This window comes from Chryseobacterium sp. StRB126 (genome assembly GCF_000829375.1).
Taxonomy (GTDB): Bacteria; Bacteroidota; Bacteroidia; order Flavobacteriales; family Weeksellaceae; genus Chryseobacterium.
Window position 1 is genome coordinate 2,585,804 of sequence record NZ_AP014624.1, and the last position, 15,936, is coordinate 2,601,739.

Below are 15,936 nucleotides of genomic sequence, written 5' to 3' on the forward strand. Positions count from 1 at the left end.
GATTGAAAGATTTAAATATTTCAAAATTTTAAAACTGGGGCGCAAATTAATAAATTTAAATTAACTGCTTTTAAATCTTTCAATCTTTGAATTTTTTAATGCTTAAATTATTTGATAGATTTCATTACATCCACCAATACCTGTACACTTTCAATAGGTAAGGCATTGTATAGGCTGGCTCTGTAACCGCCAAGACTTCTATGCCCGTTTAGCCCACTGATGCCTGCTGCTTTCCATGCATTATCAAATTCTTCTTTTTTGCTTTCGTCTGTCAATTTGAAAGAAACATTCATTAATGAGCGGTCTTCTTTCACACAGAACGTTTCAAATAATGGGTTGCTGTCGATTTCATCATATAAAAGCTTGGCTTTAGCTTCGTTTCTTTGTTCTGCAGCAGCAATTCCTCCATTGTTTTCAAGGTGTTGTAGCGTTAATAGAGATGCATAGATTGGGAATACCGGTGGGGTATTGTACATAGACTCTTTGGAAATATGCTGAGAATAATCAAGCATAGACAGCATGTTTTCTCTTCCTGTTTTTCCAAGGATTTCTTTTTTGATGACCACTAGAGTAACGCCCGCAGGTCCCATATTTTTCTGAGCTCCGGCATAGATTAAATCGAATTTCGAAAAATCCAGTTGTCTTGAGAAAATATCAGAACTCATATCACATACCATCAGGGTATCCACTTCGGGGAATGATTTCATCTGAGTTCCATAAATAGTATTGTTAGAAGTACAGTGGAAATAATCATATTCCGAACCTACTGTGTAATTTTTAGGAATAAAAGAATAGTTTTCTTCTTTTGAAGAACCCACTACATCTACCGTTCCTAATTTTTTAGCTTCTTTAATGGCTCCTGCTGCCCAAGTTCCTGTATCCAGATAAGCTGCTTTTCCGCCTACTTTCATAAGGTTATAAGGTACCATGGCAAATTGCATGCTTGCTCCGCTTCCTAAATAAAGAACCTCATAATCATCACCAAGGTTCATCAGTCTCTTTACAATTGCACGTGCTTCGTCCATTACTGCAACGAAATCTTTACTTCTGTGCGAAATTTCAAGAAGAGATAATCCGATACCGTTAAAGTCTAAGATTGCCTGTGCTGATTTTTCAAATACCTCTTGTGGTAAGATACATGGCCCTGCGCTGAAGTTGTGCTTTTTGTTCATATTTTTATTTTTTGGTTGCGTAAAGGATTGAAATCCTTTAGCTTAATTTTTTGGTTTGTTGGGTTTTTGGTTAAAAAAAGCCGCCTCACACATGATGAGACGGAATTTTTTTATTCGCCGTGTAGGAATGCTTTTTTGTTAAGCAGAGTCTCTTCAGATTCTACATGATCCTCGTCTGGTACGCAGCAGTCTACCGGACATACTGCAGCACATTGAGGTTCTTCATGAAATCCTTTACATTCTGTACATTTATCAGTTACAATGAAATAAACATCATCACTTACAGGCTCCTGGGCTGCATCAGCATCCACAGTAAGTCCTGAAGGCATTGTAATAGTCCCTTGAAGGGAGGTTCCATCAGAAGCCTTCCAATCTACAGCTCCTTCATATATTGCATTGTTTGGACATTCCGGTTCACAAGCCCCACAATTAATGCATTCATCAGTTATTTTAATAGCCATCGCTAATTTTTTTTAAATTTGCACAAAATTACAAAATATTCCCCAATTTTAAAGTAATTATGAATACCGAAAATCAAGTTTTAGGACTTATTAAATTAAGTGATTATATAAAAGCGTTTTTAGCGAAGAAAACAGAGGATCACAATGAAGATGATGTAAATATTGAATTATTGTTAAAGAAGTCTGAAATAGAAAATCCATGGTTTACCATTGATAATCAGAAATTTGCTTTACGACAATGGGCAGATCTTCTTACTGAGGAAAATATTAAAAACTGGCTTCAAAATTATTCAACCTCTAAAATTTCAAAGAGAGTAGGATTGATTTTAGCAGGAAATATTCCTTTGGTAGGCTTTCATGACGTAATTTCCGTTGTGCTAAGCAATCACATTCCTTTATTGAAGTTGTCTTCTAAAGATAGATATCTGATTCCGTTCTTATTAAAAAAATGGAAAGAGTTTTCTAATGATCAGGTTCAATTTGAATTTGTAGAAAAATTAACAAATTTTGATGCGGTTATAGCTACCGGAAGTAATAATACGGCAAGGTATCTTGAGTATTATTTTAAAAATCATTTAAGCATTATCCGTAAAAACAGAACTTCTGTTGCTGTTTTAAAAGGTGATGAAACTGAGGCAGAGCTTCAATTGTTGGCCAATGATATTTTCCAATACTTCGGTTTGGGATGCAGAAATGTAACGAGAATTTTCATTCCTCAGGATTTTGTGATCGACAGGTTGTTTGAAAGCTTCTTAGGATTCCAGGATATCATCAATCATAATAAATATGCTAATAATTATGATTATAACAGAGCGGTTTATCTTTTGAACCAGGACAAATTCTGGGATAATAATTTTGTAATGCTGAAAGAAGATGATAAACTGTTCAGTCCCCTTTCTGTAATTAATTTTAGCCGATATGAATCATTGGATGATGTTAAAAACTTTATTGCTGAAAATGAAGAAAATATTCAGTGTATAGTAGCTAAAGAAGAGTTGGGATTAAACTCAATTTTCTTTGGTGAGGCACAAAATCCAGGCCTTGATACCTATGCAGATAATGTAGATACAATGAAATTTTTGGAACTGGTCTGATTTTCGTATCTTCCATGACCTATTTCACCAAATAATAAAACAAATAATTATGAAGAAAATATTTTTAGGTCTGGCTATTGTAGGTGCACAGTTGATGTTTGCTCAGAAAGTCACAGGGCTGAAGGTTGAAAATAATCAAAAGAAAGAACAGCCGGCTACCATAAGTAAAGATAAGGTTAATCTTTACGATGACAATTTTCAGAAGTTTATCACCGCTTTGAAGTCTTCGGATTATAATGCGGCCAATGAAGTTCTTGCTGATAAAGTAAAAGAAATTGTTACAGAAGATGTTCTTAATAAAGTAAAGGACGGTATTGACGTCAATAAAAAGCTGGATATTTTAAAAGTAGGCTATTATGTAACAATGGATGGTATCAGTCATTCCAATATTAAATACAAATATGCCGGAGACGCATCTTCAAAAGAAGTGATAAGTGCTGTATTTGATGATGATGGAAAGCTTCTTGGGGTGTTGCCTGCTAAAAAGGATAAATAAATTTTGAATAATCAAAAAAAATATTAACTATGATGACAGATGTTTTAGTCGCCCATTCTACAGACGTGGAGAAAGCGAATTTTTACAAGAAGACGTATTTGCATGTTGCATTATCAATTCTTGCCTTTATTGGAGTAGAGACTATTCTACAGATGGTCGTTCCTAAAGAAGTTATTGCGATGATGTTTCAAGGAAGATTTACCTGGTTATTAATTATCGGGGTTTTCTGGCTTGCTTCTATTTTAGCTTCTAAATGGTCGCTTTCACAAAGTCAATCTACTCAGTACCTTGGTTTAGGGTTTTATATTGTATTGGAAGCGGTTATTTTTCTACCATTGCTTTATATAGCGACTAATGTTGCAGGTGGTGCTAACATCATCTTCCAGGCGGCTACTTTAACGGTTGCGATGTTTGCAGGGATTTCTGCAGTGGCTTTTACTTCCAAGAGAGATTTTTCTTTTTTAAGAAATATCATCATTATCGGAGGATTTATTTCTATTGGATTAATCATTGGCGGAATGGCCTTTGGCTTTAACCTTGGGCTATGGTTCTCTGTAGGGATGGTAATTCTTGCTTCTGCAACCATTTTGTATCAGACAAGCAAGCTGAAAGATTCTTATGCTACCAATCAGTATGTAGGAGCGGCATTACAGCTTTTTGCTTCTATTATGCTTTTATTCTGGTATATTCTGAATATTCTGATGAGCAGAAGAAGTTAATTTGAATATCTATTGAGCTTTAAATAATAGTCCTGTTGATTTTTTCATCAGGATTTTTTATTTCTGAGATGTGGATTGCTTTTATTTCTCTCGCAGATTATGCGGATTGAGCAGATTAAAAAAAATATCCTTAATTTTTGTTTTGATTACGTTAAACGTACAATTCTATTATCCTTGTCAAGATTACAAACCTTGACAAGGATAGGTTAAAACTCAATATCAAAGCCTTCGTACTATTAGAGCAAAAGAACGTTGGTGAAATTAGCATTTAAAAGGATCTGTATATATCAATTTATTGTAGAATTTAATTGGTTACGTCGAATCTTCGATTTCTGAAAGTAATGAAGTGGAATGATAATGAGATTGTAAAAAGTGCTTTAATCACAGATAACACTATTGTTACAGTTGGTACTTGTGCGAAAATATTAGTGTAATTAGTGTTTAATGTAAACTTTGAGCCCAAAAAATCCTGATGATATTTCACCGGGATTTTATTGGATATTCTTTAACCATTCAATGCTGAGTATCGCTTCAATAAGACTTGGTAGTCCCTGAAGTTTTGTTTCAGTTAAAAAGTAGAGAATAAGCTAAAGAATAGGGAAGTATAGTGTTGAGGAAAACCTCAGTTCTTTTCTTTCGTGTTTTTGTAGAATATTAAATGATAAAAACTACTTATCAATAGATCCTAAAACTTTTTGGGCAAAAGAGTTTAGAGCATCTTTTTCGCTCATTCCGTTTTGTACGTTAGCGTGAACTTCCAAAGCTCCGCAAATGTTGGTAATAAGCTCTCCTGCAACATTTAAATCCTCTTCACTTGTTCCTCTGAATTCGCAGAAGCTTTCAAGAACTTCTAATGTTTTTTCTAGGTTCTCAGGGGTTTGATTCTGATAGAATTGTCTGATTACTGGTAATTTCATTATGCTAATTCGTTAAAAAGGTTAATTAAACTTTCAGCCTGGTTAGATTGAACCTGGTTTACCAATTCACCATTTTTAAAGATAGCGAATGTAGGTAAGTTGTCTACTTTGGCTAATTTTCTGCTTTCAGGAAGTTTTTCCGCATCTACATATAAGAAAGGAATAGAGTCGTTCTCAGCTGCTAATTTTTTGAATTTTGGCTTCATGATTCTGCAGTTTCCGCACCATGTTGCGCCATACTGAACAACTACTTTTTCGTTGTCGTTTACTATATTTTGTAATGTATCTTCGGTTAATTCTGTGTACATGATAATAATTTGAAAATTTATTAATTTGAAAATGTGCTAATGATAAAAAGAAAATGAGATAATTTTAGATCATCCGGAGATTAATTTTCAAATTATCTCATTTTCAAATTAACACATTATATTAGTTCTTAGCTAAGTATTCTGCTGTAGAAGTTCTGTCTGCTTTCATTGCATCTTTACCTTCTTCCCAGTTTGCAGGACATACTTCACCGTGTTTTTGAACGTGAGTGTAAGCGTCAATTAATCTTAAGAATTCTTTTACGTTTCTACCTAGAGGCATATCGTTTACCGCTTCGTGGAAGATTTTTCCAGTTTCGTCGATAAGGTAAGTTGCTCTGTAAGTTACGTTAGAACCTGTGAAGATTTCTTCTCCTTCTTCATTGTATTCGAAATCCTGATCTACAATTCCTAAAGTGTTTGCTAATTGTCTGTGAGTATCAGCTAAAATCGGGTAAGTTACTCCTTCGATACCTCCGTTATCTTTTGGTGTGTTTAACCAAGCGAAGTGTACTTCGTTTGTATCACAAGATGCACCAATTACTTTAGTGTTTCTTTTTTCGAATTCACCTAAAGCCTCCTGGAAAGCGTGAAGCTCAGTAGGACATACGAAAGTGAAATCTTTAGGGTACCAGAACAAAAGAACTTTTTGTTGGTTGTTAGTAGCTTCTTCAAGGATGTTGATTCTTAAATCATCACCCATTTCAGACATTGCGTCGATTGTTAAATTCGGGAATTTTTTTCCTACTAAAGACATAATTTTCTGTTTTTATATTTAAATTTCTGTTGCAAATATAGAGAAGTTTTATCTATCGAACAAATGATTTTCGATAAATAAAATCTATAATTGTTTTTGATGTGTTGTGAAATAAAAAGCCCTTAAACCAGAGCTTTTGCTTATCTTAATATCCAAATATTTCGGTCAGATTAAGTTTTTTAATCTCTCCTAATTTTTGCATATCGGCGTCATTTACTTTCTCTTGAGATGCCACAATACAATAGGTGTAATTTTTGTTTTTCATCTCTTTATCATGGAAAGTGTTGATGTCTGTAAAAGACAGTTTTGGTGCCTGTTCATAGACATTCTTTCTGATATCTGAATTATTTCCAAGTCTTTGGGCTTTCAGGTAAGAGAAAATAATACCATCCTGAGAAATTCTTTCAGAAGCGATTGTTTTTTTCAATCCGCTTTTGGCGGTTTCAAATAATTGCTCAGACTTTGGCAGGGTAGTCAGAAGTTCATTCATTGCAGAAGAAGCTTCATTGAACTTATCCGCCTGAGTTCCTACATAGGCCATAATGCTGTTTTTATCTTCTTTCTTGCTTGGAAGAGCAAAATAAGAATAAGTAGAATACGCTAATGCTTTGGATTCTCTGATCGTCTGGAAAACAATAGATCCCATTCCACCTCCGAAGTAATTGTTAAATAAACTTACGGTAGGAGTAATAGTGGAACTGTACTGTTCTGAGTTTCTTGCCCAGAATATTTCAGCCTGTACCATATCATAATGCGCAAATAAGACCTTGTTCTTATCTGTCGGGATCTGTGTAAAAGTTTTAGCCTTTGGAAGTTCCTTAAGCGCTGCAGGAAGTTTGTGGATAGGTTTTAAAGAAGCAACAGTTTCAGCTCCGGTTTTTGGCCCATAATATAAGACTTTGTGCTTGAAGTTGAATAAATCATGAAGGATACTCACAAGATCATCAGCTTTTAAAGCGTCTAATTCAGCATCGCTCAAAACATTATTGAACGGATTCTGTGCTCCGTATTGCGCATAGCTTCTCAATCCAGCCATGATGGTTGCTTTATTTTGCTTAGCGTTTGCTCTGGCTTTTTTAAGTCTTGCTTTATAAGCGTCTAAGGCGGCTTGGTCTGGTTTACAGTTTTTAATCAGATCTTCAAATAAAGCAATGGTTTTATCAAAGTTTTCGTTTAAACCTTCTAATGAAACATAAGTTTCTTCATTGCCTGCACTAACTTTAAAGCTTGATGCTAATTTGTAAAACTCTCTGCTGATAGTTTCCGAAGATTTATCATTGGTTCCTAAGTATTGAAGATATTCAGCAGCTAACGGAAGCATTTTGTTGTTCCATTTTCCGGAATCAAAGTGATAATACATTCTGAACAGAGCATTGTCTGTATTTTTCACAGAAAGTACCTCTACATCGCCCAGTTTATTTTTAGCAATGTCTTTGTCATAGTTTAGCCATACCGGAGCAATTGCTTTTTCAGGCATCTCGTCAATCTTTTTCAGGAAAGAGGATTGGTCTTCTCTGTTTACAGAAACAGGAGTGATGGTTGGTTTATCAACCTTTACAATGCTCTTGTCTTCACCCTTCTTCTTGTAAACCGCTACATAATTATTGTTCTGAAGATATTTGGAAACGAAATCCATGATATCTTTCTTAGTAAGCTTAGAGATTTCTTCAATATACTCCAGGTTTGCTTTATGATCTACTTCAGAAGTAAATTCATCCATTAAGAGGCTTGCTCTTGAAGCGTACTTTTCATCTTTTTGAATGGTGTTTTTCTTTTCGTTGTTGACGATCGACTGAATAAGATCATCAGAGAACTCACCTTTTCTTAATTTATCGATTTCCTGAAGAAGAAGATTTTTTACTTCATCCAAAGACTGCCCTTCAGTAGGCTTTCCTTGAAGAAGTAATACCGAATAGTCTTTTAAAGTATATGGGAAAGCATAAGCCGCCAATAACTTTTGTTTTTTTACAAGATCAAGGTCAATTAACCCCGCTTGTCCGTTGGTAAGCATGCTTCCTACGAAATTTAACAGCCTGGCATCTTTTGTTGAAGCACCGGGAAATCTGAATCCAAGCATTACGCTTTCAGAGTCGGGACCTACCACTTCTTTGATTACCGGAGAAGTAATGGCTTTTTCCTGTCCTACAATGTATTCAGGAACCTGTTTAGATTTCATGTAAGAGAAAGCTTTGTCAATCTTGGCGATCACTTCATCCGGATTGAAGTCTCCAGACATAATGATTCCCATATTGTTGGGAACATAATAATTGTTGTAGTATTCTCTGATGGCATGTAGAGAAGGGTTTTTCAGATGCTCAATGGTTCCGATGGTAGTCTGCTTTCCATAATTGTTATTAGGGAAAAGATTGGCAAACATCATATCGTAAACCTTGTCTCCATCATCGTCAAGCGATCTGTTTTTTTCTTCATATACTGCCTCAAGCTCTGTATGGAACAATCTAAGAATAGGTTCTCTGAATCTTTCTGATTGTAGCGCCAGAAATTTATCAACAACATTAGAAGGGATGTCTTCAGTGTATACTGTTTGTTCAAAAGAAGTGAAAGCGTTAGTGCCGTCACCTCCCATACCAGCCATCATTTTGTCATACTCGTTGGCAATTGCGTATTTTGCAGCTTCTCTGGAAACCCTGTCAATTTCTTTGTAGATCTCTTTTCTCTTAGTTTCATCCTTGGTCTGATTGTACTTCTCATAAAGAGCATCAATCTGATCTAAAAGAGGTTTTTCTTTGGCCCAATCTTTAGATCCGAACTGATTGGTTCCTTTAAAAAGCATGTGCTCCAGATAATGGGCAAGGCCTGTGTGATCTGCAGGATCGGTTTTGCTTCCTGCTTTGGTGGCAATATACGTCTGGATTCTCGGTTCCTTGTTGGTTGGACTTAGAATAACCGTTAATCCGTTTTTTAAAGTGTAATATCTTGCGGCAGTAGGATCGTTGGTAACAAACTTATATTTGTACCCATTAGAAGTAGCTTCTTTCCACTGGTAATCCTGTCCGAAAGCGTGGCCTGCAAAACTTGCCGCTGCAATACTGGTGACGATGGTTAATTTTTTAAACAGATTCATTATTGCGGTTGTGTTTTATTTTAGTTTTTAAATTCTTAGTTGAATTGCGCTAACAAATCTTTGATTCGCTTCATAGCTTCTCTTAATTCCTCTTCAGAAGCTGCATAAGAGAATCTGATACACTCCGGACTTCCGAAAGAGAATCCCCCCACACATCCTACATGAGCATTTTCCAATAAGAACATGGCGAAATCATCAGAATTTTTAATTTCAGTTCCATTCAAAGTTTTTCCGATATAATGCGAAATATCCGGGAAGAAGTAGAAGGCAGCCTTTGGAAGCAATACTTTAAATCCTGGAATTTCCTGAATAAGTTCATATACAAGATCTCTTCTCTTTTTGAAAGCATCAATCATGTATCTGTATTCTGCTGGATCTGTTTTTAAAGCAACAATAGAAGCCCTTTGAGCCACAGTGTTAGCACCACTTGTCATTTGTCCCTGTACTTTTTCACAAGCTTTAGCCAACCATTCCGGGCATGCAGAATATCCGATTCTCCATCCGGTCATGGCGAAAGCTTTTGACATTCCGTTGATTACCGCAGTCTGTTCGTAAACTTCAGGGAACTGAGCAATGGAGGTAGTTTTAGTTTCATAATTGATGAATTCATAGATTTCATCTGAAATGATCGTTATATTAGGGTATTTAGCAACTACTTTAGCAATAGATTTCAATTCATCATAGGTATAATATCCTCCTGATGGGTTACATGGTGAACTGAAAAGGATTGCTTTTGTTTTATCCGTAATGGCTTCTTCAAGCTGTTCAGCAGTTACTTTGAAATCCGTAACGTAAGAAGTGGGAAGCATCACAGAGTTTCCACCCATCATTTTCACCATTTCATCATAGCTTACCCAATAAGGCGCAGGGAGCAGAACTTCATCACCATCATTGATAATCGCTGCTAAAACGTTTAAAATAGCCTGTTTTGCACCATTTGAAACACAAATCTGTGTAGGTTTGTATTCAAGATTGTTATCTCTTTTTAATTTATGAGCAATGGCCTCACGCAATTCCAGAAATCCAGGAACAGGAGAGTAGTGGCTGTAGTTCTGGTTGATGGCATCGAATGCCGCCTGTTTGATATTATCCGGAACATCAAAATCCGGTTCACCAAGGGTTAAACTGATTACATCAATTCCGTTCGCCTTCATTTCCCTTGCCTTGTTAGACATTACAAAAGTCTGTGAGTATCCTAGTCTTTTTACTCTATCTGAAAGTTTGTCCATTGTATTTTTTTGAATTTTAACAAATATATAATAAAAAGGCCTTGCAGGAGAAATAAAAAAGGGGCAGGTTTAAAGATTTTTATCAGGTTTAAAAGGATTCACTATATTTGGAGTTAATGTTGTTTTTTGATACAATTTGTGTTGGAAACAAGATTTTTAAAAAACTTAACTCCATGAAAAAGATATATAAACTTTTATTTTTAGCATTAGCCTGTACTGTATCTGCCCAGAATTACCGCTTTGTGTATGAATACAAAATGAGATCTGATATTGATCATAAAGATTCCCAGGTTACAGATTATATGAATCTGGATTCCGACGGGAAGAAATCTTATTTTTATAATGCTGTTAAATATAAAAGAGATTCTATTTATCAGGCAGATAAAGACCTTAAGGCACTGTTTAAGAGTAAAAATTATGACAGAAACTTAGGTTATATCATTGAAAAGGACTATTCAAAAAGAGAAGCCAATTTATATGATAAATATAAAACGGCAAATCTTGTTATAGCGGATTCTGAAGTTCCAAAATGGTCTGTACAGAAAGAATTTTTAAATATCAATGGGATGAACTGCCAGAAAGCCGTTACCCGGTACAAAGGAAGGGAATGGGAAGCATGGTTTTCCAAGGATTACCCTATCAGCGATGGACCTTATAAATTTAATGGCCTTCCGGGACTTGTAGTTAGAATTAAAGATACAGATAACGATCATGTTTTTAATATGATTCAGGTGAAAAAAGTAAATTCGATATTTGGTTTTGTTCCTAAAAACAATAAAAAAATGACTGACCAGGAATACCGGAAACTTTTGAAAGATGACACATTTAGTCCTGAAGATATTGAAAGTATCAATATAGACGGGCAAGCAGGGAAAATGGGAATACAGTTGAAAGATGGATATGTTACTCAATTGGAACTGAGCCAAATTAAAAAAGCAGGTAAGGGAAATGAAGATGCGGAATTGGGAAGGCTGCTTAAAAAAAGTAATAATCCTATTGAAAAAGAAATGGCAAATTAAAAAGAAACTTGTATTATTTTTTGAGATACTCTTTCTGAAAATTTGAATAAAGCCAATAAAAACTTATTTTTGCAGATTATAATAATTCACATGTCTACATCGTTACTATTAAAATATTTTCCGGATCTTACCGAAACACAGCTAGAACAGTTTGCAAAGCTGGAAGCCCTGTACAATGAATGGAATGAAAAGATCAACGTAATTTCTAGAAAAGATATGGAATCGTTGTATGAAAAGCATGTTCTTCACTCGTTAGGAATTGCTAAAGTGATGGAATTTGCTCCAGGAACGAAAGTATTGGATATTGGAACCGGAGGAGGTTTTCCAGGAATTCCATTGGCGATCCTTTTTCCTGATACAGAATTTACCCTGATTGACTCCATAGGGAAGAAAATTAGCGTGGTAAATGCTGTAGCAGAAGGAGTGGGACTGAAAAATGTAACTGCCATCCACGGAAGAGCGGAAAAACTAAAAGAAAAATTCCACTTTGTTGTCAGCAGAGCGGTAACCCAGATGCCTGAATTCTTAAGATGGCTGAAAGGAAAATTTGAAAAAGAACAGTTTAACCCTAAACATAACGGGATTTTATATTTAAAAGGTGGAGATCTTGCTGAAGAACTTGCCGGACTTAAATGTGAAATTTTCAATCTGAAACACTATTTTGATGGAGAATTCTTTGATACTAAAAAAGTAGTTTACGTATCAAAAGGAAATTTTAATTCCTGATTTTATTTGAATAAGGAATATTTTTGCTAAATATGTATTGATAATCAGAAAATTAAAAGATTATGAAAAAGCTTCTAAATATTGGATTTTCAGCATTATTGTTTGGCTTTGTATTGGTTTCGTGTAATGACGATGATTATCAGACGATCGAATCCATTGATAAGGTCAAGATTGACAGTGTTAAGATTGCCAATGATACTATGGATATCTTTGCAATACAGCATATTAAAACGTATTCCACCTATTCATCTCAGTGCCAGGGGTTTTATGCCTATGATTATATTTATGATGGTGATTTTAAAAGAACTGTGACCGCCTATAAGTACATTTCCAATGGTCCTTGTACTCAAAAAAGCTATTCAGCAGTTAACCAGATTAATTTTAATCCACAGAGAATAGGGAAGTACACTTTTACTTTCTGGAACGGAGGAAATAACTGGATTACAAAAACGATTGTGGTGAAATAATGAAATTGACTTTTGTATTCTGTTTGTTGGCGGCTGATGTTATGTTTGGACAGAAAATTTTCTGGCAGGAAGAACAAAAGCTGGTATGGGACAATTTTAAAAGCCCTGTCAACAGAAGGAATAATCCGGATGTCGCAGCGTATACCAATTGCGGTTGGGAATATTCTGTGGTAAAATCCAGCAACCCGAAGTCTCCGGTGAAGATTGAAATAAAAACGATATTTAACGAAGATAAATCCTGGAAAGACGCCAAAAAAATCAATGATTATATTTTGCTGCATGAACAGAAACATTTTGATATTGCAGAACTTTTTGTAAGAAAATTCAGGAAAACTGTTGCTGAAAAGGTCAGAAATTCCGGTGATTACAATAGGTTATTTAAATCGATTTATAATACAATATCCATCGAATATAAAAACTTTCAGATAGCCTATGACAAAGATACCCGTCATGGAATGGATGAAGTAAAACAGGCAGATTATAATGCTGCTATCTCTCAAGAATTAGAAAACCTTAAAAGCTATCAAGCCCCTTGAAATTCCTCAATAAGATCATCCACGAACTGTTGGCACAAAACCCGGATCTATCTGCGTTTAACATCATTCTGCCCGGAAAACGTCCGATTGTATTTATTCGGCAGATTCTTGAGGAAAACAACTATTCTGGATTTCTTCCCAACTTTTTTACCATTGAGGAGTTGATTAATAGGATTGCCGACAAACAGGTGATCCAGGGAATTCCACTATGGCTTTTTTCATTTGATGTATACCGAAGCCTGAACCTTATTCCAAGGGATAACTTTTCTGACTTTTTGAAGTGGTTTCCAACCCTTCAGAAGGATTGGGATGATATTTTGAAGTTTTCAGACAGCGATCAGGCAGTTCTGCAATACATGTTTGATGAAGAGAGGATTAAAGAATGGGCACAGGATCTTGGTGAAGATGATGATGTACCCAGAAAGAAGTTTCTTAATTTCTGGCAGAATATGAATGTTTTCCTTCCTGAATTAAAAAGCAGGCTGCAGGGCAAGAACTGGGCAACCTCAGGAATGATTCACGAGGCTGCTAAAGCGAGTATCTCTGATTTTGCAAAGGATACCTCGGAGCAGTTTGTATTCTGTGGATTTAATGCCTTTACGCCGGTTGAAGAAAAATTGGTAAGAAGCCTTCTGCGATGGAATAAGGCTCAGTGTTTTTTTCAGGCAGACCGTTATTACTTTAACGACGAAAGACAAGAGGCCGGGAAATTCCTCAGAAACCATAAAACATGGAAGGAGTTTGATGATAACAGAGCTTTCCAATGGATAGAGGACGATTTTAATCAACCTAAAAAGATCAAAGTATATGAAGTTTCCGGAAACGTAACCCAAACCAAGGTGCTGCCGGAGATCTTTAAGGAAATCAACAATAAAACGTATTCCAATACAGCGGTAGTTCTGTTGGATGAAAACCTTCTTCCTGCAAGTCTGGATGTGATGCATGGAGTAGATAACCTGAATATCACGATGGGGTTTCCATTGAAGAATCTGTCTTTCTCTAATGCAGTAAAACGTCTTTTCTATCTACAGAAACAGTTAGAAAAAAATAAAACTTCGTATTACTACAGAGATGTATTTCCTATTCTTGAAGAGCTTCCGAAATCAGCTAAAGATGAACTGATCATCAATGATTTTAAAACAAAAATAGAAGAAAGGAATATTGTATATATTTCTAATAAGCTTTTGAGTGAACTTTTGGGAGAGCTGTCTTATTTCGGACTTCTTCAAAAGGCTGCAAGCACAACGGCTTATCTGGATATTCTTATTTCATTCTGTCACCAAGTGAAATGGCTGGAAATAGATGATATACAGTATGAAAACGTATCTCACTTCGAGAATGCCTTTAGAATTATTAAGAATCAGCTGACTCCCTACAATATTGAGATTAAAATGGAAACGTTGGAGATTCTCATCAACCAGCATATCAATTCCGAGAGTATCGATTTCCAGGGTGAGCCTTTAAGAGGATTACAAATTATGGGATTGCTGGAAACACGTCTTCTGAATTTTGAAAATGTGATCCTGCTTTCGGTTAACGAAGGGAAGCTTCCATTGGGAAATTCCCAGAATACTTATATTCCTTTTGATATCAGAAGATTCTTTGATCTTCATACATTTTTGGAAAATGACAGTATTTATGCTTATCACTTTTACAGGCTGATTCAGGATGCGAAGAATGTTCATTTGTTGTACAATGCTTTAAGTTCGGGAGTGAATACAGGTGAAAAAAGTCGCTTCATTACTCAGATTGAAATGGAAAGTTCTCATGAGATTGAACACCTGATTATTGAGAATTCTTCAGAGCCCATTATTACAAAACCTATAGAAATTTCCAAGACGGAAATAGTGAGGGAGCGGCTTCAGAAATGGAAGGAAAGAGTATCAGCTTCTCACCTTACAAGCTATCTATATAATCCTATTGATTTTTACTTATCGAAGATCCTGAACACTTCGGAATCGGATGAAATTGAAGAAGAATTATCCGTGAAAAATTATGGAAACTTAGTTCATTATTCACTTCAAGAAGTTTATGAAATATTAAAAGGTAAGGTTTTAAAAGAAAGTGATTTAGAGAAGTCAATTAAAGCGATAGATAAATATATAAATATTGCAATTGAGAAGTTAAAGCATCAGCCGGAATTCTATGAAAAAGGAATGAACTACATCCACAAAGCCATTGCGAAAAAGGTGATTGAAAATGTTCTGAATCATGATCTTGAACTTATCAGACAAGGAAATACATTAGAGATTATTGACATCGAAAGAAGGTTCGAAAATGTGGAATTTTATCTTGACGGCAGGGATAAAATTTCTTTCATGGGATTTATTGACAGAATTGATAAACTGAACGGAACTTTAAGGATCATTGATTATAAAACGGCTAAAATTAAAAACCTCCATGTAAAAATTGATGAAGATAACGTAGAGCAGTATTTTCATAACAGCGACAGAAAGCAAGCGTTGCAGCTCTGCATTTATCATTATGTGATACAACACCTTCCTGAGTTCTGGGGCTATCCAATTGAAACAGGTATCTGGAGCTTTGCAGAGGCTAAAAAAGGAATGGTTTCTCTTGTTTTCGACAAGGGAGATATTGATGATGCCATGAGGTCTGTTAAAAGCCTTATTCTTGAAATCCTGAATCCGGATATCAACTTCGTAGAAACTGTAAAGTCCTACTAAAATTATCCTATCTCTTTGATCATTTCTCTTTAAAATACCAAAGCTAATTTAACGCAAAGTTTTATTTTAGGATGCAAAGAATAGTGACTTTATCGCCGATGAAGCGACACGGTTATGCGTACGCTTAGAAAGAATCAATGAAGTTGATTCCATCTTTGCTTCCTTGAAATATTGTAATTGCATTATAAAATCTTTGCGTAAAATTTAAACAGCAATAATTTTTTTTTTCAATAAACTTTGATGGTCATTAAACGTTTCGTTAATAATAA

General features: G+C 35.3%; 15 protein-coding genes. 8 read left to right on the plus strand and 7 right to left on the minus strand.

Translation table 11 applies throughout. From position 1 onward, the window contains the following. Positions 1–107 precede the first annotated feature (107 nt). A complete protein-coding gene (gene serC / locus CHSO_RS11695; protein ID WP_045496095.1) occupies positions 108–1,172 on the minus strand; it encodes a 3-phosphoserine/phosphohydroxythreonine transaminase in 1,065 nt (354 codons plus the stop codon). 110 nt (positions 1,173–1,282) lie between these two features. Next, complete coding sequence (locus tag CHSO_RS11700) at positions 1,283–1,633, minus strand: 4Fe-4S binding protein (protein ID WP_045496097.1); 351 nt, start codon at positions 1,631–1,633, stop codon at positions 1,283–1,285. Positions 1,634–1,692: 59 nt separating this feature from the next. Between CHSO_RS11700 and CHSO_RS11705 the strand changes: the two genes are divergently transcribed. Genes CHSO_RS11705 through CHSO_RS11715 form a run of 3 tightly spaced genes read left to right on the plus strand, consistent with a single transcriptional unit; the run spans position 1,693 to position 3,942 of the window. Then, on the plus strand, positions 1,693–2,727 hold the full coding sequence (locus CHSO_RS11705; RefSeq protein WP_045496099.1) for an acyl-CoA reductase: 1,035 nt from the start codon (positions 1,693–1,695) through the stop codon (positions 2,725–2,727). Between the two features lie 49 nt (positions 2,728–2,776). Next, positions 2,777–3,223 carry a hypothetical protein gene (locus CHSO_RS11710; protein WP_045496101.1) on the plus strand — a complete coding sequence of 149 codons (447 nt, stop codon included), beginning with the start codon at positions 2,777–2,779 and terminating at the stop codon, positions 3,221–3,223. Positions 3,224–3,252: 29 nt separating this feature from the next. Continuing rightward, positions 3,253–3,942 (plus strand): Bax inhibitor-1 family protein, encoded by a 690-nt coding sequence (locus CHSO_RS11715; RefSeq protein ID WP_045496103.1) that lies wholly within the window; start codon positions 3,253–3,255, stop codon positions 3,940–3,942. Between the two features lie 668 nt (positions 3,943–4,610). Here CHSO_RS11715 and CHSO_RS11720 read toward each other — a convergent pair. The 5 genes from CHSO_RS11720 to CHSO_RS11740 form a co-directional block, all read right to left on the minus strand. Continuing rightward, the gene (locus tag CHSO_RS11720; RefSeq protein WP_002980002.1) at positions 4,611–4,859 is read right to left on the minus strand and encodes a DUF6952 family protein; all 249 of its coding nucleotides are present in this window, start codon (positions 4,857–4,859) and stop codon (positions 4,611–4,613) included. Continuing rightward, positions 4,859–5,167, minus strand: coding sequence for a thioredoxin family protein (locus CHSO_RS11725; protein WP_002980001.1), 309 nt, complete (start codon positions 5,165–5,167; stop codon positions 4,859–4,861). Before CHSO_RS11725 ends, CHSO_RS11720 begins: the two co-directional genes overlap by 1 nt. A gap of 121 nt (positions 5,168–5,288) precedes the next feature. After that, complete coding sequence (locus CHSO_RS11730; protein ID WP_045496107.1) at positions 5,289–5,921, minus strand: peroxiredoxin; 633 nt, start codon at positions 5,919–5,921, stop codon at positions 5,289–5,291. A gap of 145 nt (positions 5,922–6,066) precedes the next feature. After that, complete coding sequence (locus CHSO_RS11735) at positions 6,067–9,006, minus strand: M16 family metallopeptidase (RefSeq protein ID WP_045496113.1); 2,940 nt, start codon at positions 9,004–9,006, stop codon at positions 6,067–6,069. A 35-nt stretch (positions 9,007–9,041) separates the two neighbouring features. Beyond that, positions 9,042–10,235, minus strand: a complete 1,194-nt coding sequence (locus CHSO_RS11740) for a pyridoxal phosphate-dependent aminotransferase (RefSeq protein ID WP_045496115.1) — start codon at positions 10,233–10,235, stop codon at positions 9,042–9,044. Positions 10,236–10,408: 173 nt separating this feature from the next. Here CHSO_RS11740 and CHSO_RS11745 point away from each other — a divergent pair, with 173 nt between their 5' ends. The 5 genes from CHSO_RS11745 to CHSO_RS11765 all read left to right on the plus strand — a co-directional run bounded on the left by CHSO_RS11745 (position 10,409) and on the right by CHSO_RS11765 (position 15,667). Then, positions 10,409–11,254 (plus strand): GLPGLI family protein, encoded by an 846-nt coding sequence (locus tag CHSO_RS11745; RefSeq protein WP_171817643.1) that lies wholly within the window; start codon positions 10,409–10,411, stop codon positions 11,252–11,254. A 90-nt stretch (positions 11,255–11,344) separates the two neighbouring features. Further along, positions 11,345–11,980 (plus strand): 16S rRNA (guanine(527)-N(7))-methyltransferase RsmG, encoded by a 636-nt coding sequence (rsmG, locus tag CHSO_RS11750; protein ID WP_045496120.1) that lies wholly within the window; start codon positions 11,345–11,347, stop codon positions 11,978–11,980. Between the two features lie 62 nt (positions 11,981–12,042). Then, on the plus strand, positions 12,043–12,447 hold the full coding sequence (locus CHSO_RS11755) for a hypothetical protein (RefSeq protein WP_045496122.1): 405 nt from the start codon (positions 12,043–12,045) through the stop codon (positions 12,445–12,447). Then, a complete protein-coding gene (locus CHSO_RS11760; RefSeq protein WP_045496124.1) occupies positions 12,447–12,983 on the plus strand; it encodes a hypothetical protein in 537 nt (178 codons plus the stop codon). Before CHSO_RS11755 ends, CHSO_RS11760 begins: the two co-directional genes overlap by 1 nt. Further along, the gene (locus tag CHSO_RS11765) at positions 12,980–15,667 is read left to right on the plus strand and encodes a PD-(D/E)XK nuclease family protein (RefSeq protein ID WP_045496126.1); all 2,688 of its coding nucleotides are present in this window, start codon (positions 12,980–12,982) and stop codon (positions 15,665–15,667) included. Before CHSO_RS11760 ends, CHSO_RS11765 begins: the two co-directional genes overlap by 4 nt. The last annotated feature ends 269 nt before the right edge of the window (positions 15,668–15,936 follow it).